The organism is Paeniglutamicibacter cryotolerans (genome assembly GCF_014190875.1).
GTDB classification, from domain to species: Bacteria; Actinomycetota; Actinomycetes; order Actinomycetales; family Micrococcaceae; genus Paeniglutamicibacter; species Paeniglutamicibacter cryotolerans.
Genome location: NZ_JACHVS010000002.1, coordinates 614,386 through 638,963 on the forward strand (window position 1 = coordinate 614,386; position 24,578 = coordinate 638,963).

General features: G+C 64.2%; 23 protein-coding genes and 2 pseudogenes. 14 read left to right on the plus strand and 11 right to left on the minus strand.

Annotated features, from left to right (window positions below; genetic code table 11):
- Nucleotides 1-277: 277 nt before the first annotated feature.
- The 3 genes from E9229_RS16000 to E9229_RS16010 all read left to right on the plus strand — a co-directional run bounded on the left by E9229_RS16000 (nt 278) and on the right by E9229_RS16010 (nt 3,004).
- On the plus strand, nt 278-1,621 hold the full coding sequence (locus E9229_RS16000) for a dihydrolipoyl dehydrogenase family protein (protein WP_183512631.1): 1,344 nt from the start codon (nt 278-280) through the stop codon (nt 1,619-1,621).
- Between the two features lie 92 nt (nt 1,622-1,713).
- Nucleotides 1,714-2,484 carry a potassium channel family protein gene (locus tag E9229_RS16005; protein ID WP_183512632.1) on the plus strand — a complete coding sequence of 257 codons (771 nt, stop codon included), beginning with the start codon at nt 1,714-1,716 and terminating at the stop codon, nt 2,482-2,484.
- 310 nt (nt 2,485-2,794) lie between these two features.
- Nucleotides 2,795-3,004: a hypothetical protein gene (locus E9229_RS16010; protein WP_183512634.1), complete on the plus strand. Its 210-nt coding sequence runs from the start codon at nt 2,795-2,797 to the stop codon at nt 3,002-3,004.
- A 21-nt stretch (nt 3,005-3,025) separates the two neighbouring features.
- On the opposite strand, the gene E9229_RS19535 is transcribed toward E9229_RS16010, so the two are convergent.
- Nucleotides 3,026-3,268, minus strand: a complete 243-nt coding sequence (locus tag E9229_RS19535) for a VOC family protein (RefSeq protein ID WP_246380823.1) — start codon at nt 3,266-3,268, stop codon at nt 3,026-3,028.
- A gap of 396 nt (nt 3,269-3,664) precedes the next feature.
- Between E9229_RS19535 and E9229_RS16020 the strand changes: the two genes are divergently transcribed.
- Complete coding sequence (locus E9229_RS16020; protein ID WP_183512635.1) at nt 3,665-3,976, plus strand: hypothetical protein; 312 nt, start codon at nt 3,665-3,667, stop codon at nt 3,974-3,976.
- Nucleotides 3,973-7,557, plus strand: coding sequence for a DNA polymerase III subunit alpha (locus tag E9229_RS16025; RefSeq protein ID WP_183512637.1), 3,585 nt, complete (start codon nt 3,973-3,975; stop codon nt 7,555-7,557). Before E9229_RS16020 ends, E9229_RS16025 begins: the two co-directional genes overlap by 4 nt.
- Before the next feature lie 43 nt (nt 7,558-7,600).
- Here the strand turns inward: E9229_RS16025 and E9229_RS16030 are convergent, their stop codons facing one another.
- Both E9229_RS16030 and E9229_RS16035 read right to left on the minus strand, forming a co-directional pair.
- A complete protein-coding gene (locus E9229_RS16030) occupies nt 7,601-8,059 on the minus strand; it encodes a Clp protease N-terminal domain-containing protein (protein ID WP_183512638.1) in 459 nt (152 codons plus the stop codon).
- Nucleotides 8,052-8,294 (minus strand): hypothetical protein, encoded by a 243-nt coding sequence (locus tag E9229_RS16035; RefSeq protein ID WP_407671378.1) that lies wholly within the window; start codon nt 8,292-8,294, stop codon nt 8,052-8,054. Before E9229_RS16035 ends, E9229_RS16030 begins: the two co-directional genes overlap by 8 nt.
- A gap of 133 nt (nt 8,295-8,427) precedes the next feature.
- Between E9229_RS16035 and E9229_RS16040 the strand changes: the two are divergent.
- Nucleotides 8,428-8,804, plus strand: a pseudogene (locus E9229_RS16040) (VOC family protein).
- Between the two features lie 41 nt (nt 8,805-8,845).
- Here E9229_RS16040 and E9229_RS16045 read toward each other — a convergent pair.
- Nucleotides 8,846-9,055: a DUF4287 domain-containing protein gene (locus E9229_RS16045; RefSeq protein ID WP_183512641.1), complete on the minus strand. Its 210-nt coding sequence runs from the start codon at nt 9,053-9,055 to the stop codon at nt 8,846-8,848.
- Nucleotides 9,056-9,345: 290 nt separating this feature from the next.
- On the opposite strand from E9229_RS16045, the gene E9229_RS16050 reads away from it, so the two are divergent.
- Nucleotides 9,346-9,711, plus strand: a complete 366-nt coding sequence (locus E9229_RS16050) for an SPW repeat domain-containing protein (RefSeq protein ID WP_183512642.1) — start codon at nt 9,346-9,348, stop codon at nt 9,709-9,711.
- A 346-nt stretch (nt 9,712-10,057) separates the two neighbouring features.
- On the plus strand, nt 10,058-10,324 hold the full coding sequence (locus E9229_RS16055; protein ID WP_407671393.1) for a GNAT family N-acetyltransferase: 267 nt from the start codon (nt 10,058-10,060) through the stop codon (nt 10,322-10,324).
- Between the two features lie 67 nt (nt 10,325-10,391).
- Here the strand turns inward: E9229_RS16055 and E9229_RS16060 are convergent, their stop codons facing one another.
- A complete protein-coding gene (locus E9229_RS16060) occupies nt 10,392-10,745 on the minus strand; it encodes an iron chaperone (RefSeq protein ID WP_183512645.1) in 354 nt (117 codons plus the stop codon).
- Nucleotides 10,746-10,836: 91 nt separating this feature from the next.
- Between E9229_RS16060 and E9229_RS16065 the strand changes: the two genes are divergently transcribed.
- Nucleotides 10,837-11,502, plus strand: a complete 666-nt coding sequence (locus E9229_RS16065) for a maleylpyruvate isomerase family mycothiol-dependent enzyme (protein WP_183512646.1) — start codon at nt 10,837-10,839, stop codon at nt 11,500-11,502.
- 294 nt (nt 11,503-11,796) lie between these two features.
- On the opposite strand, the gene E9229_RS16070 is transcribed toward E9229_RS16065, so the two are convergent.
- The 4 genes and pseudogenes from E9229_RS16070 to E9229_RS19545 form a co-directional block, all read right to left on the minus strand.
- Entirely contained in the window at nt 11,797-12,930 is a 1,134-nt protein-coding gene (locus E9229_RS16070) for an IS110 family RNA-guided transposase (protein ID WP_183512648.1), read from the minus strand.
- Between the two features lie 739 nt (nt 12,931-13,669).
- Complete coding sequence (locus E9229_RS19895; protein ID WP_312855730.1) at nt 13,670-13,915, minus strand: hypothetical protein; 246 nt, start codon at nt 13,913-13,915, stop codon at nt 13,670-13,672.
- Between the two features lie 220 nt (nt 13,916-14,135).
- Nucleotides 14,136-14,348 (minus strand): annotated as a pseudogene (locus E9229_RS19900) (integrase); the annotation flags it as partial.
- A gap of 36 nt (nt 14,349-14,384) precedes the next feature.
- Complete coding sequence (locus E9229_RS19545) at nt 14,385-14,855, minus strand: hypothetical protein (RefSeq protein WP_246380824.1); 471 nt, start codon at nt 14,853-14,855, stop codon at nt 14,385-14,387.
- 606 nt (nt 14,856-15,461) lie between these two features.
- Between E9229_RS19545 and E9229_RS16080 the strand changes: the two genes are divergently transcribed.
- Together E9229_RS16080 and E9229_RS16085 are read left to right on the plus strand one after the other, a co-directional pair.
- On the plus strand, nt 15,462-16,754 hold the full coding sequence (locus tag E9229_RS16080) for a DUF2252 domain-containing protein (RefSeq protein ID WP_221184684.1): 1,293 nt from the start codon (nt 15,462-15,464) through the stop codon (nt 16,752-16,754).
- A 792-nt stretch (nt 16,755-17,546) separates the two neighbouring features.
- Nucleotides 17,547-17,873, plus strand: a complete 327-nt coding sequence (locus E9229_RS16085) for a hypothetical protein (RefSeq protein ID WP_183512650.1) — start codon at nt 17,547-17,549, stop codon at nt 17,871-17,873.
- Nucleotides 17,874-17,993: 120 nt separating this feature from the next.
- Here E9229_RS16085 and E9229_RS16090 read toward each other — a convergent pair whose 3' ends face one another.
- Nucleotides 17,994-19,268 (minus strand): IS30 family transposase, encoded by a 1,275-nt coding sequence (locus E9229_RS16090; RefSeq protein ID WP_456152392.1) that lies wholly within the window; start codon nt 19,266-19,268, stop codon nt 17,994-17,996.
- Between the two features lie 761 nt (nt 19,269-20,029).
- Between E9229_RS16090 and E9229_RS16095 the strand changes: the two genes are divergently transcribed.
- The gene (locus tag E9229_RS16095) at nt 20,030-20,374 is read left to right on the plus strand and encodes a hypothetical protein (protein ID WP_183512651.1); all 345 of its coding nucleotides are present in this window, start codon (nt 20,030-20,032) and stop codon (nt 20,372-20,374) included.
- Between the two features lie 669 nt (nt 20,375-21,043).
- Here the strand turns inward: E9229_RS16095 and E9229_RS16105 are convergent.
- Entirely contained in the window at nt 21,044-21,484 is a 441-nt protein-coding gene (locus tag E9229_RS16105) for a carboxymuconolactone decarboxylase family protein (RefSeq protein WP_312855731.1), read from the minus strand.
- Nucleotides 21,485-21,673: 189 nt separating this feature from the next.
- On the opposite strand from E9229_RS16105, the gene thrS reads away from it, so the two are divergent.
- Both thrS and E9229_RS16115 read left to right on the plus strand, forming a co-directional pair.
- Entirely contained in the window at nt 21,674-23,677 is a 2,004-nt protein-coding gene (gene thrS / locus E9229_RS16110; RefSeq protein ID WP_183512655.1) for a threonine--tRNA ligase, read from the plus strand.
- A 47-nt stretch (nt 23,678-23,724) separates the two neighbouring features.
- Nucleotides 23,725-24,318, plus strand: a complete 594-nt coding sequence (locus E9229_RS16115) for an HIT family protein (protein ID WP_183513112.1) — start codon at nt 23,725-23,727, stop codon at nt 24,316-24,318.
- Nucleotides 24,319-24,578 lie beyond the last annotated feature (260 nt).

Genomic DNA, 24,578 nt, shown 5'->3' on the forward strand with positions numbered 1-24,578 from the left:
CGGGCGGTTGCACAAGGAAACGGGACGGGCGCTTTCCCAGCTTGTGCGGGGCAGCATCCGTCACCGTTCCCGTCCAACATATCCTTATTCGCGTGTGTGTGTACACGCTTTCGTGCATAAGAATTCGGTTGTTTCGGCACGTGGGGCAGAGGTTCGGGGAGGTTCGGGGGGTTCCTGCCGATGATTTCGGGGGCCTCCGGTGCCATTCTGGAGTCGGACCCCAGGGTCCGGGACGGCCCGATCCGGGTCGGCGGCACTCCTTGACGAGGCGGTAATCATGGGCGGGGCATTCGATGTGGCAGTGATAGGCATGGGCCCCGGTGGCGAGGTGGCTGCCGACCGGTTGATCAACGCCGGGCTGCGGGTGGTTCTGTTCGAATCCGGACTGATCGGTGGCGAGTGCGCCTATTGGGCGTGCATCCCTTCCAAGACCGTGCTGCGCGGGCCGGAGGTGCGTGGGGAGGCGAACCGCGCCGCGGGCCCCGGGGACACCGGCCTGGATTGGGAGCAGGCCCGTGACCATCGTGACTTCATGGCCCGGCACCTGGATGACGGAAACCAGGTGGCCGGCTATGCCGGGCGCGGTGCGATTGTCGTTAAGGAGTCCGCCCGGCTGCTGGGTCCGGGGGTGATCGAGGCTGGCGGGTCTCGCTATGGGGCCGGTCAGGTCATCATTGCCACCGGGACCGAAGCACTGCTCCCGGCGCTGGAGGGAATCGGCGACATCACCGCCTGGACCAACCGGGAAACCTATACCACGCCGGTTCTTCCGGCATCGGCGATCATCGTCGGGGGCAGCGCCGTCGGCGTCGAGACCGCTGTATTTCTGGCCGGCTTCGGCATCCCGGTCACTCTGCTCCATCGTGGGCCGACGCTGCTGGGCCGCGAGGAACCGAGGGTGGGTGAGCTGGCCGGGGAGCACCTGCGCGCCGCGGGAGTGGACCTGCGGTTTAGCGCATCGGCTGTGCGGGCCCGGAAAGAGGGCGGCGAGAGCGTGCTGGAACTGGATGACGGGACCCAGGCGCGGGCCGCCGTGGTCATCTTCGCCACGGGCCGCACTGCACGCACCCGGGGCCTGGGCCTGGAAGAAGCCGGTGCCCGGCTCGATGGCCGCGGGAACATCGTCGTGGACGGGCAGTGCCGAGCCGCCCAGGGGCTGTATGCCATCGGGGATGTCACCGGGACCCTGTCCTTTACCCACGTGGCCAAGTATCAGGGGCGGATTGCCGCCGATGCGATCCTGGGCCGGGAGCATGCGGCCAACTACGAGGGGATCCCGCGAGTGGTGTTCGCCGACCCGGAAATCGCCGCCGTCGGGCTCACCCGGGCCCAGGCGGAAGCCGCCGGGCTGCTGGTATCGGAGGTGGTGGTGGATCTGGCGGCCGCCATTGCCCGGCCCTGGACCTACGAGCGGAACCCGCGCGGGGAAATGGGACTGCTTCTGGACGAGGAGAACCAGGTGCTGATCGGCGCCTGGGCCGTGTCCCCGCTGGCTGGTGAATGGATCCACTTCGCCGCATTGGCGATCCGGGCCCGGATTCCGCTGGAGGTGCTGCGCGACTCGGTGCCGCAGTTCCCGAGCTACACCGAGGGCTACCTGGCGGCGTTCGCCAAGCTCTGAGTCGACCCTATTAACAAAAGGCGGCGCGCGTCTCAAACCCCCGTAAGGTGCGAGGCGGCGGCCATCTTTGGGGACACGGATACCATGGCCTGATGACTCTTGAGCGCTGGGAAAAAGTGTCCGAATGGCCGCTGATGATAGCTTCGATCCTTTTCCTCTTTTCCTATTCCTTGCAGGTCTTGGCCGCGGGTCCGGAGGTCAGCGCCATCTCGCAGGCGATCGTTATCATCACGTGGGCGATCTTCGCCGTTGACTACTTGGTTTCGTTGGCGATGGCACCCAAGCGAGTCTCTTGGTTTGTCCGGCACCTTCCAGACCTCGCCATAGTTGCCTTGCCGGCGCTCCGGCCGCTGCGGCTTCTACGCTTGGTCACGCTCTTGGCGGTGCTCCAAAAGGTCGCGGGCAACGCCCTTCGTGGCCGTGTTGTGACGTATGTCGTGTCAGCGTCGGCTCTGTTGATCTATATGGCGGCCCTGGCCATGTACGACGCGGAGCGCAGCGCCGTAGGAGCCACGATCCTTTCCTTCGGGGACGCTATCTGGTGGGCATTCACGACCATCACGACGGTGGGGTATGGAGATCTCTCCCCGGTCACGGCCACCGGGCGGATCATTGCTGTTGGCTTGATGATCGGTGGGATCACTCTTCTGGGTATCGTCACAGCGACACTAGCCAGCTGGCTGGTGGAGAAGGTTTCCGAGCAAGATCAAGCGCAGCAAGTAGCGACCGTGGACCATATCGAAGCACTGCGGCTGGAAGTCGTTGGGCTCCGCGAGGAACTGGCAGCTCGAAAAGATCCAGCAGCTGATGCCCGTAGCGCCCTGTCGATGCCCGTTCGAGGCGAGGATGCCGGCGTGGTGTAATCAGGCATGAGTCACGTTTGCCAGGCGTTTGTTCTTGCAGTGCTGGGAGGGGGGTGGCGACTCCCGAGGAGGCGGCAGTCACCGGGATCGTGTTCTTCGATAGCGAGCGCCTTCCGCAGTCAACATGTGGACCCACTCTGGAGGTGCTCCGCATGCCCAGGGAGTACCTGCAGAGCGGGAGGTTCCAGGCCGGCTAGCCGCGTGTGCTTCCATGAAGTGGACGTCGGCCGGTGCGACCAGCAATAACGTCGATGCCCCACGGCACCCGCGTTCTGGCCGGGGGGGTTTACCCGAATGCTATCGTGCACGCATGCACCCCGATACGTACCTGCTCCAATACGACGGCCATGAATTCACGCTCTCCGAGGAGGACCACGTCCGACTCCGCAAGCTATATGACAGGGGTCAGTCGATCAGCGGGATCCTCTTTCGTTTTACCCCGGTGGGAAACGAGGGCGATGTGACGATCTCCATCGGCGGCGGTGCCAGATTCGTCCTGCGGAAGAACGCCACCGGCTAATTCGCGGATCACCGACCGGTGTCATTCCATGGTGATGGTACCGTCCCCGTTGACTCCGAAGCCGGGGTTGTGGACGAAGTCCCAGCGGAACCCGTCGGGATCCGCCACGCAGGCACTTGTCCCGCCCCAGTGGCGTTGCGTCGGTTCTCCGATCACCGTGGCACCTGCAGCCACGGCACGCTCAAAGAGCCGCCGGACCTCGCGATCCGATGTGGTGTTGTGTCCGAGCGAGACCGGGGGAGCCTGCGCCCCCGTGTCCCACATCCCCGTACTCCTCGGGCATCGAGGAAGTGCCCCAGAGGGAAGGCATCTGCCCCGGCCCTGCCCGCACGAAGGCGATCTGCCCCGCTGAGCTCCACAACAGCGGGAAACCGAGTCCCTCGACGTAGAAGGCCCGGGGTGCCTCCATATCCCTGAAACCCAGGGGAATGACGGTGATACTCGGATACGTGTTCGAATTCATGAAGCAGTTTCATCCCTGAGCGGAGTGCGAATGAGAGACCCGAGTGGCATTCTGTCGTACTGATGTTCTAGTTTTGTCTTGTATAGAACACAGGTTCGAATAGAATGAAGGGGTTCCATGGTCACCGTCTGGTGCGGCGCCCCCGGACAGCACGCGCCCGGGCAACGGATGGAAGCCGCGGGCATGGGAAGGCATACATGGGCATGTTCACTCAGTCGGTCGAGGTCGAATGCACCACTGCGGGGACACCCCTGCGCCTGCGCTGGGGCGGGCGCGACTACAAGGTCGCCGCCGAACCCATCCGCTGGTTCGAACGACGACGCTGGTGGGCAGAGGAACTGCGCGCCGAAGCCGGACGCGGCCCCGGACTGGTCGACCATGAGATCTGGCGGCTCCAGGTCCGCCTCGCCGGCAGGGGACCACTACGCACGCTGGACATCTCCCGCCAAGTCGACACCGGGCGCTGGCGCATCATCATGGCCCATGAAGCACTGCGGGAGGGTGCATGATATTTACCCACCTCCACGTAGCCACCGCCTACAGCGCACACTACGGCGTCTCCTGGCCCAAGACCCTCGCGGCCAAGGCGCTCGCCGACGGATCCGACGCCCTGGCTGCCACCGACCGGGACGGACTCTACGGAGCCATCAAACACCTGGCAGCTTGCCGTAACGCCGGCATCGACCCGATCCTCGGAGTCGACCTCGCCATCCTGGGCCCCCACCCGGCGGACACCCGGCGCACCGTCCCCGGACCCATGCGCACCGAAGGGCGCGTCGTGGTGCTCGCCCGTGGACACCGCGCCGGCGCCGGCTACCGTGCACTCTGCCACCTGGTCACGGCGGCGCACCAGGGCACCGGGGCGGGCCGTGCGGCGGGAACCCGGGCCAAGCCGGTGGGAGTCACCCACGCGGAGCTGGCAGCCCACGCCTACGACGACAACGGGGACCCCATCCTCACCGTCCTGATCGGAGCCTGCTCCGACGTCGGGACCGCCGCCGCCCGCCGCGACTACACCGGCGCCCGCACCCTGCTGCGCATTTGGCGCACCATACTGGGAAGCCAAGCCCTGCGGGTCGAGATCACCACCCACCTGAACCGGCCTGGGGAACGCCTCAGCACCGCCCACGCAGTACGCATGCTGCGCTGCGCCACCGAAACGGGAATCGAACCCATCCTCACCAACGCAGTACGCTACGCCGAACCCGACGGCGCCGCCACCGCCGACGTCTTGGACTCCGCCCGCGCCCTGACCTCCCTCGAAACCCTCACCGACCCGCAGCCCAACGGCCAAGGCTGGCTCAAACCCCCGGCGGCCATGCACTCCCTCGCCCGCGAGATAGCCCGCCAGGCAGGGGACGGAGGCATCGCCAGCAAACTCCTGTCCAACACCGAGACGCTCGCCGATAGCTGTCGCCTGGACCCGGCCACCGACATCGGCTGGGGAAAGCCCACCGTCCCCGAGGCCCACGTCATCGGCATCACCGGGGACCCCAACCGCGGACTGGCCACCCGCTGCGAGGCCGGCATCACCGCACTGCTGCCCGGCCAGGCACGCGACCGGGCACTGCGACACCGCCTGAACACCGAGCTGGACACCATCGCCGCCCTCGGGTTCGCCCCCTACTTCCTCACCGTCGCCGAGGTCAGCGACATGATCACCCGCATGGGGGTACGCCACGCCGCCCGCGGCTCCGGCGCCTCATCCCTGGTCAACTACCTCACCGGCATCAGCCAGGTAAACCCCTTGGCCCACGACCTGCTCTTTGAACGCTTCCTCTCCCGAGACCGCACCACCCTGCCCGACATCGACATCGACGTCGAATCCGCAGCCCGCCACGAGATCTACCACAACATCTTCAAACGCTTCGGCCCCACCCGCGTCAGCCTCATGAGCATGCAAAACGGCTACCGCGCCCGCGGAGCCGTCCGCGACGCCGGCGCAGCACTGGGCATGGAGGAGAGCGACATCGACACCATCGCCAAACAACTCTGGCGCTTCTCCGCCTCCGGCTTCCGCGAGGCGCTCGCCGAAAAACCCGAACTCGGACCCTTCGCCGCACGCCTGGGCGCCGAACGCCAACTGGACCTGCTCGTGGACATCACCGAACGCCTCGACCGCCTGCCCCGACACATCTCCATGCACCCCTGCGGCGTCATCCTCTCCGACAGCACCCTGCGCGACCGCACCCCCGTGGAACCCAGCGGCATGGGACTGCCCATGAGCCAATACGACAAACACGACATGGACCCCATGGGCATGCTCAAGCTCGACGTCCTGGGGGTACGCATGCAATCATCCATCGCCTACACACTGGGCGAAATCGCCCGCATCCACGGAAGCGGACACAACGTAGCCGCAGCAGGGGGACACTCCACCGACCCCGCAGGTGGCCTCCCGCCCTATATAGCGGACAACGGAACCATCGACCTCTCCCGCGTCCCCCTGGACGACGCACCCACCTTCGAACTCATCCGCAGCACAGACACCCTGGGCTGCTTCCAGATCGAATCACCCGGACAACGCGAACTCATCGGCAAGCTCGCCCCCCGCGACTTCAACGACCTCATCATCGACATCTCCCTCTTCCGCCCCGGACCCATGAAATCCAACATGGTCGCCCCCTACCTGGAGAACCGCCACGGCTTCGCCCCGGCACACTACCCGCACCCCGACCTGAGGGAGGCGCTCGCCGAAACGCACGGGGTCACCGTCTTCCACGAACAGATACTGCGGATCATGCACACCATGACCGGATGCACCCTCGCCCAAGCGGACGTCTACCGGCGCCTGCTCGGAAACCCCCACGCAGAACAACGCGTCGAAACCGCCTTCCGAACCAACGCCCTGAACCGCAGCTACACCCTGGACACCATCGACGAGGTCTGGAGGATCCTGAGCGCCTTCGGCTCCTTCGGCTTCTGCAAGGCCCACGGAGCGGCCTTCGCCGTCCCCACCTACCACTCGGCCTGGCTCAAGGCCCACCACCCCGAAGCCTTCCTCGCCGGCATCTGGGAACACGACCCCGGCATGTACCCCAAACGACTCCTCGTCGCCGAGGCACGCCGCATGGGCATCCCCATCCTCCCCCTGGACATCAACCGCTCGGGGAGGGGCTACACGGTAGAGCCGGTGCCGGGCCTCCTGCCCCCGGCGACACTGCCCGCCGTCTACCGCGCCCCCTCGACCGGCAAGCCCGGACGCCTCGGCATCCGCCTCCCGCTCACCGGCATCCACGGACTCTCCGCCACCGAAACCAAACGCACCATCGCCGGCCAACCCTACGACTCGCTCACCGACGTCCGCGACCGCTCCGGACTCACCCGCACCTCGCTGCGCAACCTCGCCGCACTCGGCGCCTTCGACACGCTCCAAACCAACGCCGGACGCGGAAACCGTGCAGACCTCATCGCCCACCTCAACAAACCCCCGGCGAAACCCATCCCGCAACGCCACCGGCCCATCCCCGGCCAACTCCCGCTACCCATCGGCGACGTGGAACTCGCGGCGCTCGCCGTCGGACATCGGGCACCAACGCCCGATGAGGTGGTACGCACCGAGCTTGACCTGCTGGCGCTCGATGTCACCGGGCACCTGATGGACTCCCATGCCCCGTTGTTGGATCGGCTCGGCGTCACCCGCTCGGCCGACCTGATGCGGCTGCGCAACGGAACCGAGGTGCTGGTCGCCGGGGTCCGCGTGGCCACCCAGACCCCGCCGATGCGCGGTGGACGCCGGGTGGTGTTCATTTCACTGGACGACGGGACCGGCTGCGTGGACTGCACCTTCTTCCACGAGGCCCAGCAGAATTCCGGTCCGCTACTCTTCTCCACCCGGTTGCTGCTAGTCCACGGGTTGACCCGACGTACCGGGCCGCGGGGGATCAGCCTGCAGGCACTGGCGGCCTGGGACCTGTCCGAACAGCGGTCGCTTCCCGGTCCCGGCTACCTGTTCGATCCGGACCGGGCAGCGGCGAGTTGGAAGCCGGCGGAAGCACCCGGGAAGTCGGCCGCGCTGCTACGCCGGGACTCTCTGGCGAAGCAGATGGCCGCCGAGGGGCTGGATACCCGCGGCCACCTCGGGGCCTGAGCCGGGCCCGTCCTCGTGCAGCCGACAGGGGGAGGTCGGGGCGTTAGAGCGCGTTGGCCGCCGAACGTGCACTCTCGCGCTGAATCCCGGCGCCGGTCAGCAGTGCCGCTGCGGGATCGGGCGGTTCGGCCTCCAGCAACGCCAACAGCAGGTGCTTGGACCCGATGGCGCGTGCTTTCTGCTGCCCGGCCAGGGCCAGTGCGCGTGAGATGACGGCGCGGGCGCCGGAGGTGAAGGGGGTGCGCCAACTCCCGGCCGGGGGAGCGGTGGGGGCAAAGCCCCCGGTATCCACGCCGATGGCGGCCAGTGCCCGGGTATCCAGGGCGGCCGACTCGGCGCGGGCGGTGGCCAGGTTGAGCCCCAGGGCGCTGGCGACCGCCGGATCGTGCAGCAGGCCCAGCAGCAGTGCGTCGGTGCCGACGCGCCGGTCACCGCGCAGGTTTGCCTCGGCGGCGCTGGCTGAAACCGCATCGCGTGCGGCGTCGGTGAGTCGTTCAAACATGGGAAATGCCTGGCTTTCCGTACTTGGCATGGATTGATTGGCGTGAGACGCCCAGCGCGTCCCCGATCTGCTCCCAGGACCAGCCCTGTTCCCTGGCCAGCTGCACGTGGGTTGCCTCGACTTGTTCCGCCAGCCGGTGCAACGCCCCCACCGAGCGGAGCCCCGTGGCCGGGTCGGTGGCGGTGAACAAGGGGGCCGGTTCTTCGCGTTCCATAACGTCAGTTTGAACTGACACGTCCGTTGTGTCAATGCAAACTGACAGCAAATGGCGGACGGCGGAAGGATGCGTCCGGCGCCGGGGTGGATGCATCCATGCCCGGCGGGCAAAGCACTATCGCGGCACGGGCGCCAGCGCTATCGTGAGCCGCATGGATTGGAAACTCGAGCTTGTTTTGTGCCCGTCTCAGACGTCGACCGCGTGAAGGACTTCTACGTCAACAAGGCCGGCTTCAACGCCGACTTCGATGAGCGGCCCAGCGAGGGCATCCGCTTCGTCCAGCTGACCCCGCCGGGATCTGCCTGCTCGATCTGCATCGGCGATGGACTGACCGATGCACCTCCGGGATCGGCGCCGAGCATGCAGATGGTCGTCTCCGACATCCAGGCCGCGCATGACCAGCTCAAGGCCAATGGTGTGCAGGTCAGCGAGGTCGACGTCCAAGACTGGGGAAGCTTCGTCAACTTCGCCGATCCGGACGGTAACAAGTGGGCGGTGCAATACATTCCGGGCCGGCCCAACGGGTAGGTGCCAGGCACCGATCGCCCCGGATGGAATCTGCCAGCGTGCTACTCCCCGTGTTCCTCCCGGTAAACACGGACCAGCGCGTTGGCGTGTCCATGCCCGATACCGTGCTGGGCCTTCAACCACTTGACCTGTTCGAGGTGCTTCTGGCCGGCAACCTGATCCAACAGGTTCATCCAATGGTCAATGGGTTGGCCATAGGTGGCCTCGATGGAGGGAAAATACGATCGGGGTCCCTTGGCTGCTTCGCTCATGGATTCCATCCCACCATCCCGTCCTTAAGTAGGCAAGGTCCTTCATCCCGGGCAAACGCCCGGCCAAGCACGCCGGTCTTGATCACCGCCCCTCGCGTAGACAGTGACTTTCGGCCCTACCCGTGCCGACGTGACGGGAGCAGGATGAAGTCACAGCCGATGGAAACACCAGTGCGGGGCCTCGGGCCAGCTTCTGATGCGGCGTTCGGCGAATAATTAGGTGCATTCCCGGTGATTCGGGAGAATCCCATGGATCACGGGACCAAGGGAAGGCAAAGGAGATCTGGACCATGAAGCGGTGGACTGGATGGCAGAACTGGGTAGTAGTGGCTGCTGGCGCATATACGCTGCTGGCCATGACGTGGACCAACGCGCTGGGATACTCGAACGGTTACATGATGACCGGCGGCATCGCGTTGATCGTGATTGGTGCGGTTAACCTCGCGGCACCGGGAATGCCGGTAGCCGAGTGGATTCAGGTGGCAGTGGCAGCGCTGGTTGTCGCCTCGCCATGGATGGGCAGCTTCGCCTCCGGCATGCACGGTGTGGCATGGAATACCTGGATCCCAGGCGTGGTCGCCCTTGTGGCATCGGCCATGGCAATCCAGCCGGCGATGAAGAGCTACCGGGAGCACCACCCGGTGGGATCCGTCTAATCGACGCACACCATCGGCCGCCGAAACCCACGGGTTGCGGCGACCGATGTCGTGGGTGCCAAGCCTTGGGCCCCAAACTAGGCATGGGTAGTGTGGAAGCATGCTGGTCAGCACCGAATCAGTGGCCGACCGCCCGGCCATCCGCGTCCTAGTGGTTTCGGCTTTTGCCGATCTGAGGGGCCACCCCGGAATCTGGCGAAGCGGCGCTGTGGGACAAGCTGTACGCCTGTGATGAGTACCTGCAGGAGTTCTGCGTCGTCGCGGAACAGGACGGCGAAATCGTCGGCCATGCCATAGCCGCTAGGGGTGCATCGACGGCGACATTCCGCTACTGGGTCTCGGGCCCATCTGCGTTTCTCCGGCATGCCAGGTGCAGGGTGTCGGTGGCGCGCTGCTCGATGGGATCCGTGACCGCGCCACGGCAGCCGGTGAGCGCGCGATAGTCCTGCTGGGCCATGCCGGCTTCTACCCCCGGTTCGGCTACGTGCCGGCAATCCCGGTCGGCATCATTGCCTCGGATCGTTCCTGGGGAGAGAGCTTCATGGCGCTGGCGCTGGGCGGGAGACCACTTCCTGCAGGGAGCTTCCGATATGCCGGGCCTTTCGGGGCCTGATGCCCCGGCGGATTTCCAGCTTGGTGGCGGGCCCGGTCTCGCGGCGGAACCCTGCGGCTACGACAACCTAACCGGCCTTTGCGTCGATTTCGACCCGCCGTGCCTGAACGATGCGACGCACCGTGGCCTCCGGTAGCTGGTTCGCTGCCGAAAAGTGGATGCTCCCGCTCGTCGTTACAAACTCATCCAGCAGGTTGAGGTTGGATGCCACCACGGAGCCGCTGTAAGGATAGATCGATAGGAACTTCTTACCCTGAACCGCCGCCAAAAGTCCCTTGCCGCGGTAGATGAGCGCTGCCATCGCGTAGCTTGTACCTTCTTCGGCCTCGGGGACCGTTTCGCGTGCTATTGAATAAACGAGTTCCAAGGCCGCACGATCGGGTCCGTCAATCGTGCCGAGATATTCGCTGACTGTGCCCATATAGTGACGATACGTCCGTTGTCCTCCAGCCAAGGACGGAGTGAGCGTGCGTCAGCGCCCAGAAGGGGTGCCAACCCCTAGGATCAAACCTATGAATAAAACGTCGGAAGCTAATCTTTGGGCCCTCGCACATGCCGAGCGCGCCGCACTTGCCAATGACCTGGCGGGGATCAGCCCGGCGCAATGGCAGCACGAGACACTTTGCGTTCAGTGGGACGTTGAGCAGGTCCTAGCGCACCTCACTGCCGCAGCGAGCCTGAACCAATGGAGATGGATGCGCAGCATGATCGGCGCACGCTTCCGGCCTGATGTGCACAACCAGCGCCGGCTGCGGGAACAGCTGGGTAGCACCCCGGCCGAAACCCTTGACCGGTTCCGTTCAGTCATCAACAGCAGCATCGCACCGTCCTCCCATGCCCCGGCCTACGTGGGTGAGGTATTCGTGCACGCCCAGGATATCCGCCACACGCTGGGGCTTGTCCACAGTCCGAGCGTTGATGCGTTGACAGTCATCGCGGAGTTCTATGCGAGCCGCAACTTCACCGTTGCCAGCCGTACGCATTCCGAAGGCCTCCGGCTTCAGGCAGACGATGGGCCCTTCGCCGCCGGAACGGGAGCACTGGTGACCGGATCGACGCTGGCCTTGGTGATGGCGATGGCCGGGCGCGTTCCCTATCTGGAGGAGCTCCGGGGCCCCGGAACGGGGATTCTTCGGGCGCGCTTGGTAAGCGCAGCATCCAAGACGCCCCAGCGCTGATATGTAGCCGCGTCAAGCGGCAGAGAAGAACGACTCCGAGCACAGCAATAGCTCGGGGTCGTTCTTCGTGTACCGCTGCGGCGGCGGGGGCGCAGGCGCGTCATGTCGACGACAAGGTCAAGGCTGATATACGTGGATTGGATACCACAAGACGATTATTCGGCTGGAACATACCGGGGTCTGGAAGCGGGCGTGGCCTTCACTTGCGTGTCGGCTACCCATAGCGCTTTCCCGGGTTCGTTCCTCGTGCTGCCTCATCACCTCCGCAGACACCACAGGGTACGACCGTGGGGGTCAGGCCGCGTCGATGGCTGCCCCCGAGAAGATCGGTGTCCGGGCGGCTTGTTCCTGCAGCGGTGCAGCGACGGACCAGCACCAGCCGGCCAGCTCACGGGCCACGGCAGTGTTGGCCTTGGTGCGTTTCTTGCCCCGCTGGGTGAAGTTCTCCCAGACGCGGTGCAACCGGTGGTTCCCTTCCATCGCCCGCAACCGGGTAGCCGAGTCGACCAGCTCAAATTGCTTCATCAACCGAGCCCCGGGCCGGGTATAGGGGCGGTCGTGTTGCCAGGCCGCCTCCACCAGCAGGCGTCTCGCGTAGGTGTTCCCGGCCCGGGTGATCGAGCCCTGGGACCGGGTGGTCCCGGAGGAATGCTCGGAGGGCACCAACCCCAAATAGGAACCGATGCTGGACCCGCTGAAGCGGGTCCAGTCCCCGATCTCCACGGCCAGGCCGTAGGCGGTCGTGGTGTCGATCCCGCGGAAGCACTTCAGCGCATCGATCACGCCCGCGTATTCACAATCCTGGGCGTGCTCTGCGATGAGGGCTTCGAGGCGTTTGAGGTGTGCCAGCAGCGTCACTTCGAGTTCGAGGTCCGCTTCCAGGGCCTGGCGGGCCGCGGCCTCCTCGAAGTGCTGCTTGCGTAGCCAGTCGAGGTGGTCCTGGGTCCAGCGGGACTTCTCGGGGTAGTAGAGCCCGTGGCGCAGGGTGAAGGCATTGATCCGTTGCCGGGAGTGGGCCAGTTCCTTGGACGCCTGCTGCCGGGCCCGGGACAAGTCGCGCAGGGCTTCCTGTTCCGGGGTCGGGACCCGCACCTCGGTGATCTGTCCCAGGGAGAGGATTCTGGCCAGGGTGAGTGCGTCCCGCTTGTCGGTCTTGACGTGCTCTCCGGGTGCCTTCAGCAGTTTTGAGGGTGCAGCGATCACGCAGTCGATGTCGTGTTCGCGCAGGAACCGGGCCAGGCCGAACCCGGTGGGGCCGGCTTCGTAGACAACCTTGGACCCTGTTTCCTGTTTTTGGATCCAGTCCAGCACTGCTACCGGATCGGCATTCATCTTGGCGCGAGCAATCTCCCCGGTGGCGGGGTTCAGGGCGCAGGCAACGATGCTTTGGGCATGGACATCGAGCCCAATGTGGGTACGCTCGAACATGTCGGGACCTCCCAAGTCTCAAATATGGCTCTACCAGTCAATACCCGTGCCCGGGCGGCCGGGAAGGGGTCTTGGTGCTGGCAACCCGTGAAACATTGATGCACGCGGGTCCCGACGTCTCCTTCACCTCATATCGTCTAGGGCGGTAGCTTGCCCTGGCGGAATCCACTGCCAGGAATAGGAAAGATCTATTGTCATGCAGAAGTGATTGGTGGTTGGAGCGGGCATCACCGGTTTGATGTTGTCTGCCAGCGATGCTGAGCGGGTATTCGGTGTTCGAGCACTATTCGGTCGGGTTGCTGGACGGGTTCATGGTCATCAAGACCCGGGATGTCCTTGCCGAACGGTGTATTTTCCCACGGAAAGTCAATGGCCTTACGATTTCGGTGAGATGCTCGTGGAACAGGCTCGATTCGCTGCATGCGAAGGTTCAGATCAACCTGCTCCTAGCCGAGAACAAAGCCGCCGCCTGTACCTACCTAAACGAATACCAGAAGGGCCAGACCGCTGCTACCGGCAGATCCGCGATCCAGGCTCCAACGGTGACGGGACGAAAGTTGGAGATAGCCACAAGGCCACGGTGGCCCAGCTATTCCGGCAGCCCGTTACGGATGAAAATCCGGGCCCTCCAACTCACCGGAATCGTAAGGCCGAGAGTCAAGCTCCCGTTGCGTCAAGTCAATACCTCCGGGAAGGCCACTACGTTGCGTCATCCGGAAACCTCCGGGAAATGGCTGGCTCATGACTCGGACTTCTTGAGGTGATCGGTGGCGGTGCCGCCCTTGGCCTTGGCGAGGGTCTCGAGGCGGCCGGTCAGGGCCATGATCTGCCGTGAGAGCGCCATGACCCTGATTTTCTTGAACGCGGAATTCATGCGGATGACCGGCATCTTCCTCATGGCCGGGTGGGCGATGGCCCGCTGGTGCGGGGTGGCCGGCTTGTCGTGGACCTTGGTGGCCTTGGCACCCACCCCGGTCTTTTTCACCAGCTTCTGCTGGGGCAGCAGGTAGTTGGTGAAGACGCGGTCCAGTTCCCGGATCTCGTTGAGCAGTTCCAGTTCGGCGGGGGTGTCGTAGCGCAGGTATCCGACCAGCTCGCGGACCCGGGACCAGTTCTTCGCACTCCACAGGGGCTCCGTCGTTCTTGTTCCCGGACCGGGACCGGGTGAACGTGATCTGCTGCTCCTCGCAGTAGCGTTTGAGCTCGTGGTTGATGAACTCGCTGCCGTTGTCCGAGTCGATCCCGATGATGGGAAACGGGAAGACGCTGGTGACGTGCATCAGGGCCTCGAACACCCATTTCTGGGCCTTGTTCTTCACCGCCTGGTTCACCGTCCAGCCGGTGGCGATGTCGGTGACGGTGAGGGTGAAGCAGAACTCCCCGCTGCTGTTCCCGCCCTCGTGCCCGACCAGGTCGATCTCGACGAATCCGGGGACCGCATCGTCCCATGCGGCCTAGGTCCGCACCGGGATCTGGGACTTGAGCAGGGAGCCGGGCTTCGTAGGCGAGCGGCCACGCAGGCGCATCCTGGCCCGTTCACCGGCCAGTCGGCGGTCGATCGTCGAGGCGCTCATGCGCATCAGCAGTGCGGCCGGGGCCTCGGTGACGTCCAGGGCCTTCTCGGCGCGGAGCATGGGCACCAGGTAGCCCATGGAGGCGGCCAGCAGCTTGGAGGCCGGGGCCCGCAACACCGCCCAGCACAGCACCAGCCCGGGCTGCAGATCCGCCGGATAGGTCGGCTTCCGGCCGACGGGAGCCTTGCGGGGCGACGGGGGGTCCAGGGCCCGGCGCAGGGCCGTCCTCGCGTAGTCGCGGTGCCAGCCGGTCAGGTTCACCAGCTCGGTGAGCAGGGCGGTCTTGGTCTTGCGCCCGGCGCGCTGGTAACGCAGGGCGATCTGTTTGGTCACTGCCTTGCGTGCACTCATCGTCAGTCCCATGGTGAAGACGGAAACCCGGAGCAGTCGGAAAATAAAGAATGCGGGAAACGGAGGTTTCCTTCTGAGGCAACGTATCTGGCTACGCGGAGGTTTTTTATGAGTCAACGCGAAGCTTAGCCATGCCACCACCCTTGCCCTGTAATGTCCGCATACAAAACATCCCCGGCAAGCTGTTCAATCCATGCAGCCGACGCCCCCCCCCCGGCCGCGGTTCAGACATCGTCGCATCCACAGCGGCCCATCTCCGGGGAGTCATCGGGAGGGCGCCGAAGACATGGCCTCCGGCACGCCAAATCCCACACGAGCCGTTTATGGGCGCCAATCGTTTCTCAGCAACCAACACTAGCTCCCGCCTCGAGCTGCTGGCATACTGAATGCGAAGGCAAGTGGGCTCGCATCCCGCACGCCAGATCAAGCATCAAGTTCCCCTACTTGCCTAGGCAGGCAGAGGTATCACCTGCGAGGATTTGGAGCAATGTCATGCCTCAAGCGACCTCTGAGGAACGGCGTAGACACGGTCGCATGGCGAGAAAAGGCTGCCCCCGGGCAAGCCATGCACAGTGGGTTCCGGCACCTGACCGGCCGGATCCCGTCATGCTTCTTGAAGGACAAGCGGTCCTGCGCGTCCCCGAACTAGTACCCATTCGTTACGGGCGGATGATGGCCTCGCCGTTTACCTTTTTTCGGGGGGCGGCGCTTCTCATGGCTTCGGATTTGTCGACCACCCCAAACTCCGGGATCATGACACAACTCTGTGGCGACGCACACCTGTCGAATTTCGGCGTTTTCGGAACCGCGGAGCGCAAGCTGGTGTTTGATATCAACGATTTCGACGAAACCCTGCCGGGCCCATGGGAGTGGGACGTTAAACGTCTGGCGGCAAGCTTTGAAGTCGGCACACGGAATGCCGGGTTCACAGCACAACAGCGGCATGAGACAACACTGGCAGTGGCGGAAGGCTATCGCAAGCAAATGCGCGGGGCTGCCAAGGCGCGCGTGCTCGATGCGTGGTACGACCGGCTGGACGCGGATCGCATTCTTTCTTGGGTCCGGGCAGAGACAGAAGCCAAGCGGGCTGGTAAGCGCCAGGTAAAAAAGGCCCAAGCCATCATGGCCAAGGCTCGCACGAAGGACAGTGTGGCCGTTTTTGCGAAACTCGTGCGGGAGGTCGACGGTGAGCTGCGGATTCAGGCAGATCCCCCACTCGTTGAACCCCTTGAGGACCTGATTGGCGATGTCGCAGCACGCAGCCGGCTCGAGGATTCGATGCGGATGCTCCTTCAGGAGTATGCGACCACTCTGGCTTTCGAGAACCATCCGGTCAAGGAGTTCTCCTTTGTGCACATGGCCCGCAAGGTGGTGGGTGTTGGAAGCGTCGGGACCCGGGCCTGGATTCTGCTCCTGAGGGGAAGGGATGACGGCGACCCGCTGGTCCTTCAGGCCAAGGAGGCCCAGGAATCAGTGCTTGAGCGGTATCTTGGCCCAAGCCTGTACCCCAGCCATGGGCAACGGGTGGTGGAGGGCCAGCGTCTGCTCCAGGCATCAGGGGACATCTTCCTCGGGTGGCAGTCCGTGGAGGGAATCGACGGGGTCGCCCGGGACTTTTACATACGACAACTCCATGATTGGAAGGGTTCCGTGGACGTTGACGACATCCGCCCCCGAGGTGCGAAATTCTACGCATCGATGTGCGGCCAGGCGCTGGCCCGAGCCCATGCCCGTGCCGGTGACCGGATGGCGATTGCAGCCTACCTGGGCAAGGGCAGTCGCTTCGATGAGGCGATCGCCACGTTCTCCTCTGCCTACGCCGAGCAAAATGAGCGTGACTACGAAGCCTTTGTCTCTGCCGTCACCTCGGGGCGGATTCAAGCGGTGACCGGTATCTAGGTGGATGCGCACGAGAAACGTGAATTCCTTCCATACCGGGTACCCACAAGCGCCATCCTTTGGGCTCCTATCGCAGCGGACCCGCACCCGAACGACGGGCTGCCCACCAGTCTCAGCTACACGCATGGATAGCCCGGTAACAACGTCGGCCCGTAGCCGACCAGCTTCGGCTGTCGCCTGAACGTGAATCCATCGATCAATCCCCGCTCCGCCAGAGCTGGCGGGTGCTTCACGCCTCCTCCCGTCTTGCCGTTGAGGGGTGTGTAGTGGATGACATTTCGCAGTTGGCCTCCGGCATTTGTTCTGCCCGGAAAGGCCGGACTCACCCAAGGAGATGTGGCGCTCTTGGCCGAAACTTCGGAGCGGACGATCCGAGATATCGAAACGGATCCGGGAATTTTCTCCCTCGAGTCTGTGGCGGCCGGTGCCAATATCCTTGGTCTGAAGTTGAGGGTGACCAGATGAACTTAAACTTGCCGGGATTGAAGCCCATCGGCGAAGCCGACATGTATAAGGTCGGCATGTTGACCCCTCGACTGTCGCGGACAGTCGAGGGGTGTGCCCTACTCGTATGCGGCGGAGAGTTTGCGCGGTGGGAACCCCGGTGTCCTTTTCGATCCCACTGTCCGCGTCGAGGATGGAAGCCCGCGGTGGTGCGTGCCAACACTTTCGCCGAATTGCTACCGGAAGGTCACCGGCTCACCGTCTTGAAGTAAGCGACAAAAAACCAGTTTCGACGACTAGCTAACCCTGTTGCTCGCTGCCGGTGTCGATGTTCCGGGAGATGCACAGATGATCCCGTCGGGTGAAGCGTCTTGGTTGCAACAGGCGCTCTGCTGCGCCCCTGATTTGATGGCAGTCTCCGATGAGTGCAAAGTGGTCAAATGTAAACTAGGTAACGTGAACCGCAATGTCGGGCGCATCGCCCTCATCGCCATCGGTTTGATCGCTGTGATCATCGGTGGAGTATTCGCCGGGCAGGGAATGAACCTGATCCCGGGAAGTTTCATGACCGGTAACCGAATGTGGCTCTCCATCGGGCTGATCGTCACGAGCGTCGGCATCATCCTTTTGGTGCTCGGCCTACATCGAACCAAGACCGGCCGCCCGAGTAAATGAGGCTCAGCGGGGGTGCGCGTCTTTGCCTCGATCCATTGACGAAAGCCCGTGAGCGACCGGCGTTTTAACCAAGAAATGCCCCATTTCGGCGAATTCTAGGGGTCGATGCAACACCCGTGGTTATGTCGTGACCAGTAAATCACGTAGACGCTCGGCCGGGGTGTCCCAATCCAACGTTTTACGTGGCCGGCTGTTGAGCTCCTGGGCGACATGCTCCAGATCCTCCAGCCCATAAACACCTAAATCGGTGCTCTTGGGGAAGTACTGACGCAGCAGCCCGTTGGTGTTCTCATTGGACCCGCGCTGCCAGGGGCTATGTGGATCGCAGAAGTAGACATCCATGTCGGTCGCGTCGCTGAAAGCCAGGTGTTTGGCCATCTCCGACCCCTGATCCCACGTCAGCGAACCACGCAAGTGTTCGGGCAGGGTGAGCATTGCTTCGATGAGCCCGTCACGCACCGATGCGGCCGTGTGATCCACCGGTAGATGTATCAGCATCACGTAGCGGGTGGTGCGTTCCACCAGGGTCCCGATCGCCGAGCCACTGTGCGCCCCGATGATCAGGTCCCCTTCCCAATGCCCGGGCACGGCACGGTCCTCAACCTCTGCCGGGCGCTCAGAAATATTGACCATTGGATCCCGGAAACGCTCCGTACGCTCCCGGGGATTCTTGTGCTTTTTGCGTCGGGTGCGCCCGGTACGCAGGGCCGATTTCACCTCCAGGCTTAGCCCACCACGGGCCTGAAGATAGAGGGCCTGATAGATCGTTTCGTGGCTCACGCGCATAGAGGGGTCATCGGGGAACTCCTTGATCAACAAGTTCGAAATCTGCTCCGGGGACCAGTGCTTACGTAGCTTGGCAAGCACGTAATCACGCAGTTCTCCCGGCGCTGCCAGCTTACTGGGCTTGGGCCGCTGGCGCTGGGCGGTGGAGGTTCGCTGGGCGGTGTAGGGGCGGTATCCCAACACAGGGTGGGAGTTGCGCTTGATCTCCCGGCCAATCGAGCTGGGGCTACGCCCCAGCTCCCGGGCGATGGCCCGCTGCGAGGCACCGGCTTGGAGCATGTCCCGAATCGTTTCGCGCTCGGGCAGCGACAGGTAGCGGGTGCTGTTCGTGGCTTCGAGGACCTCCAATGGAATCTCGGGGATCAGCGCAGGTTCCAGGTTCCCGGGGTCGAGGCTGGCCGGTGAATCGGGCACCCGAACCCCTAAAACGGGCAAGCAGGTTTCGAGCGCAGGTGTTTCGCAGACGAGTGTGGTCACCTCCTGTTTATACGCGTCTGATGAAAGGTTTGGGGTATCAAGACGATCTATGACCGGCATCAGTGCCTGTTCCCAGCGGGCTGCATTCTTCCGCTTTGCGCCCGTGGCGGCTACGGCTGTCTTCTGGGGCATGCCCTCACGGCGTAGTGCCAAGTATTGATCGCGTTGACCCGAGAGCCGGGGGATGTTGCGGATCCCGGCGGCCCTGGCCCAACTGGCGCCTTGGCTGGGTTCCACGCCCACCTCCCGGGCGGCGACGGTGACGCTTCCCACGCGCGCCAGTGCGGTGAGGAACCCCTCGCGCAAGGGTTTGAGTTCCTGTTCTCTGGCGCTCAGGGCGCGCTGGGGCCTGCGGGTGACCGCCTTGATGGAATAGGCCCAGTTGAATGCAGTTTGGACGTTGATCCCCAGCTGCCGTGCAGCATCGGCGACGTTGTTCAGGCGGTCGTGCAGGACGAAGAACTCCTCGCGCTGCGCGGGGGTGTATTCCTGTCCCGGGGGCTGGGCAGTGGTGCGGGACCACATGGTGCAAGTGGCACGGTTGAAGCCCAGTTCCCGGGCTGCGGCCGCGATGGTGCCCAGACGGTCCAGCGCCTCGAAGAACGCGGTCTTATCTTGGGGTGTGTGGCGCCGGTTGGAGCGCTTAGCCGGGGCCGGGGGTGTGGAGGCTGTTTTTCCCCTTAAGGAAGCATTATTTGATGGTGAGGGTGCGGTGTTCATCGTTGTTGCATCTCCCGAGGGATTCGGGGGTGTTGCAACGATCACTAGAACTCAAGTTCCAGGGAAAATTGAACTTACCACAGAGCAATTTTTCTCAGAACTAACGGGTGCTTCGCAGAGGCAGGTTTCTCACAGCCTTTCCTCGGTGTCAGTTTCCTTCGACGAGACGAACCTTGGTCGCCTCAGCCGGACTACTGCCGGTCATGACCCTGGCCCGGGACACCGGACTGCAAGACCCCGTGGACCAGTGGGTGAAAATCCCTACCGACAAGGGAGCAAACGCGGGCATAAAAATCTCCTCCCTGGTCGCCGGAATGATCGCCGGCGCCGACAGCATTGACGATATGGCCTTGCTGCGGCACGGAGCCATGAACAAGGTTTTCAAGGCCATCTGCGCGCCCTCCACCCTGGGATCGTTCCTGCGTTCCTGCGTTCCTGCGTTCCTTCACCTTCGGCCATGCCAAACAGCTGGAAGCGCCCTCGTCCCGTTCCTGGGCGCCCCAGCCGAAGACCAGTAAGTGTCCGTGGACCTTGAATACACGATCATCGAGGTCCACGGGTAGAAGAAGCAGGGGGCCAGATTCGGCTACTCGGGCGTGCATGGACTGAATGTGCTGATCGGCCTTGTATCGGTCCCCGACTGCGCTCCAGTGGTTGTGGCCCAACGCCTGCGCAAGGGCTCCACCTCTTCGGCCCGCGGGGCCGCGTCTTTCGTGGCCCGGTCCCTGGTCAGCAGCTCAAAGCTCCAGACCAAGGGAATCAAGCTTTTGGTGCGTGCTGACTCGGCCTACTACAGCCGCTCGGTGGTCGCTGCGGCCCAAGCGAGGGGCGCGGACATCTCGGTGACGGTGGGCATGGACCCCCCTCCATCAAGAAGGCGATCGCCACGATTGAGGATGATGGGTGGGAAACGATCCACTACCCGCAGGCGCTCTTCGATGAGGACTCGGGGCGGTGGCGCTAACCGGGACGCCCAAAGCCGTGAGATTTCCTTAGCGTGAAATTCCGAACGTACCAGTATTCTGACCGCTATCCTGAGGGATTTTGCAAAGGTCCACGGCGGCGGCCAATCGGCTGGTGATGGTTGCGGCCGCGTCGATCAGGCATGATGCTCTTCCGTTTGATGGGTCACCGCAGTGGGGAGCCCCACGGGAGCGGTGGTCGCGATGATACGAACTGGAAGCAGGTTAACCCTTGACGTCGTATCGGCTAGCCACGGCGATCCGGTTGAAGGCGTTGATCGATGCGGTCATCCATCCCACGGCCGACAGCTGCGCCGCGTCCAGCACGGCCGAGACCCGACCGTACACTTCGTCGCTGAGAGGCCCGTCGGACACCAGAGTGATCGCCTCGGCCAGTTCCAGGGCCGCGCATTCCTGGTCGGTGAAGTAGCCGGTCTCGCGCCAGGCCGGAAGCACGGCGAGCCGGTCGCCGGTTTCCCCGTGCCGCAGTGCGTCGCGCACGTGCAGGCGCAGGCAGAAAGCGCACCCGTTGATCTGGGACGCCCTGATCTTCACCAATTCGCAGAGCCGGGCATCGAGCCCGGCCTCCGCAGCCGCATCGCCGGCAGCCTTGCTCATGGCCAGCAGGCCCTGGTAGGCATCGGGAGTCTGCTTGCTGAGGTTCACACGCTTGTCCATTCTCCCGATGGTAGACCCGCAGCGCCCGGATGTCGCCGGGTTGATGGCACGGCGAGGCGAGGCGATGTGCGCGCCGATTGCCTGGGCCTGCGGTCTCTCGGTTAAGCTGGGTACCGGCTGGCTGTGGCCATCGTATGCCGCAAGCCCTGAAGCCCCATAACGAAACGAGGAACCGAAGTGCTTGAGCAAATCACACTGACCGTCGATGGCGAACCACGCGAGGTGAATGCCGGCACTACCGGGGCCGAGCTGTACTTCGACGACCGTGAAGTCGTCGTCATGCACGTCGATGGCGTGCTGCGAGACCTGGCCCGCCCGCTCGAGGCCGGAACCACCGTCGAACGCGTCAGCATCGACTCCCCGGCCGGACTCGAGGTCCTGCGCCACTCCACCGCCCACGTGATGGCCCAGGCCGTGCAGCAGCTGCGCCCCGATGCCAAGCTCGGCATCGGCCCGTACATCACCGACGGCTTCTACTTCGACTTCGACGTGGCCGAGCCGTTCACTCCCGAGGACCTGAAGTCCCTCGAGAAGATGATGCTCAAGATCGTCAACCAGAACCAGAAGTTCGCCCGCCGCGTCGTCACCGAGGACGAGGCCCGCGTGGCCATGGCCAACGAGCCGTACAAGCTTGAACTGCTGAACAAGGCAAACGAGGCCGATTCCTCCGGCGAGGGCGTGAACATCGAGGTCGGTGCCGGTGAGATCACGATCTATGACAACGTCGACCGCAAGTCCGGCGACACCATCTGGTGCGACCTTTGCCGCGGCCCGCACCTGCCCAACACGAAGCTGATCTCCAACGCCTTTGCGCTGACCCGCACCTCGGCGGCCTACTGGCTGGGCAACCAGGGCAACCAGCAGCTGCAGCGCATCTACGGCACAGCCTGGCCGACCAAGGACGCGCTCAAGGCCTACCAGGAGCGCATCGCCGAGGCTGAACGCCGCGACCACCGCAAGCTCGGCGTCGAGCTGGACCTGTTCTCCTTCCCGGACGAACTGGGCTCGGGCCTGCCGGTGTTCCACCCGCGCGGCGGCATCATCCGCAAGGAAATGGAAGACTACTCGCGTGCCCGCCACGTCGAAGCCGGGTACGAGTTCGTCTACACCCCGCACATCACCAAGGGCCACCTCTACGAGGTCTCCGGTCACCTGGACTGGTACCGCGATGGCATGTTCCCGCCGATGCACGTCGATGCCGAGCTCAACGAGGACGGCACCGTGCGCAAGCCCGGCCAGGATTACTACCTGAAGCCGATGAACTGCCCGATGCACAACTTGATCTTCCGCTCGCGTGGACGCTCCTACCGCGAACTGCCGCTGCGCCTGTTCGAATTCGGTTCGGTCTACCGCTACGAGAAGTCCGGTGTGGTCCACGGCCTGACGCGCGTGCGCGGCATGACCCAGGACGACGCCCACATCTACTGCACCAAGGAGCAGATGAAGGACGAGCTGACCACCACCCTGAACTTCGTGCTCGGGCTGCTCAAGGACTACGGGCTCGATGACTTCTACCTGGAGCTTTCCACCAAGAACCCGGAGAAGTCCGTCGGTGACGATGCCATCTGGGAGGAAGCCACCCGCACCCTGGCCGAGGTCGCCGAGGCCTCCGGCCTCGCGCTGGTCCCGGATCCGGGTGGAGCCGCGTTCTACGGCCCGAAAATCTCGGTCCAGGCCAAAGACGCGCTGGGCCGCACCTGGCAGATGTCCACTATTCAGCTTGACTTCAACCTGCCCGAGCGGTTCGAGCTCGAATACCAGGCAGCCGACGGCACCCGCCAGCGCCCGGTGATGATCCACCGCGCCCTGTTCGGCTCCGTCGAGCGCTTCATGGGCGTGCTGACCGAGCACTACGCCGGTGCCTTCCCGGCCTGGCTCGCCCCGGTCCAGGTCGTGGGCATCCCCGTCGCCGAGGCCTTCAACGAGTACATGTTCGATGTCATCGACAAGCTCAAGGCCGCGGGCATTCGTGCCGAGGCGGACATCTCTTCGGACCGCTTCCCGAAGAAGATCCGCACGGCGTCCAAGGACAAGGTCCCCTACGTGCTCATCGCCGGCGGCGAGGATGCCGAGGCGGGCGCTGTCTCCTTCCGCTTCCGCGACGGCAGCACGGATAACGGCGTGCCGGTGGACGACGCGGTGGCCCGCATCGTCGCAGCCGTGAAGAACCGCGAGGCGTAGGACGCATGCGGGGAACCAGCAACGAAGAGAGGGACATGGACCAGATGATGAGTGCGGCCGCCTCGGGGGCGACCCCGGATGCGGCCGGCGACCAGGCGGTGACCGACGACTTCGAACTTGCCGGCGTCCCCGACTCCTTCCAACGGCTCTGGACCCCGTACCGCATGGCATACATCAAGGGCGGGCAGAACCAGGTCAAGGGCAAGGACGACTGCCCGTTCTGCGAGGGGCCCAAGCGCAGTGACGAGGAGGCCTTGATCGTCCACCGCGGCAAGACCGCGTTCGTGGTGCTCAACCTCTTCCCGTACAACCCTGGCCACGTGCTGATCTGCCCGTACCGCCATGTGCCGGACTACACCGACATCACCGAGGAGGAAACAGCGGAGATGGCGGCGCTGTCGCAGAAGGCGATGCGGGTGTTGCGCGAGGTTTCCCGGCCCACCGGTTTCAACCTGGGCATGAACCAGGGTGTCACCGGGGGAGCGGGCATCGCCGCGCACCTGCACCAGCATGTGGTGCCGCGCTGGGCAGGTGACGGGAACTTCTTCCCGATCATCGCCGAAACCAAGGCGATTCCGGCAACGCTCGACGCGATCCGCAGGGACGTGGCCGAGGCTTGGGGGCAGGACCAGGGGTCCTGAACAGATAAAAGAATGAAACGTGTGGCCGCCCGGTGGAAACCGGGTGGCCACACGCGCTCCCGGGTTACGCACCCGGCTACGCCTCCGCACTCGGGTCGCTGACATACACTCCGCAGGCGGTATCCCAGGTTTTCTGCGGTGTGCTGTTCGACAACCCCTACGCGATCGAGCTGACTTGCTCTGTCACCGTGGTACCGCTCCATCCTGACGCGTAGGGGAACGCAGGATCAGGACCTGAAGATTCTCCGTCACGAGACGCC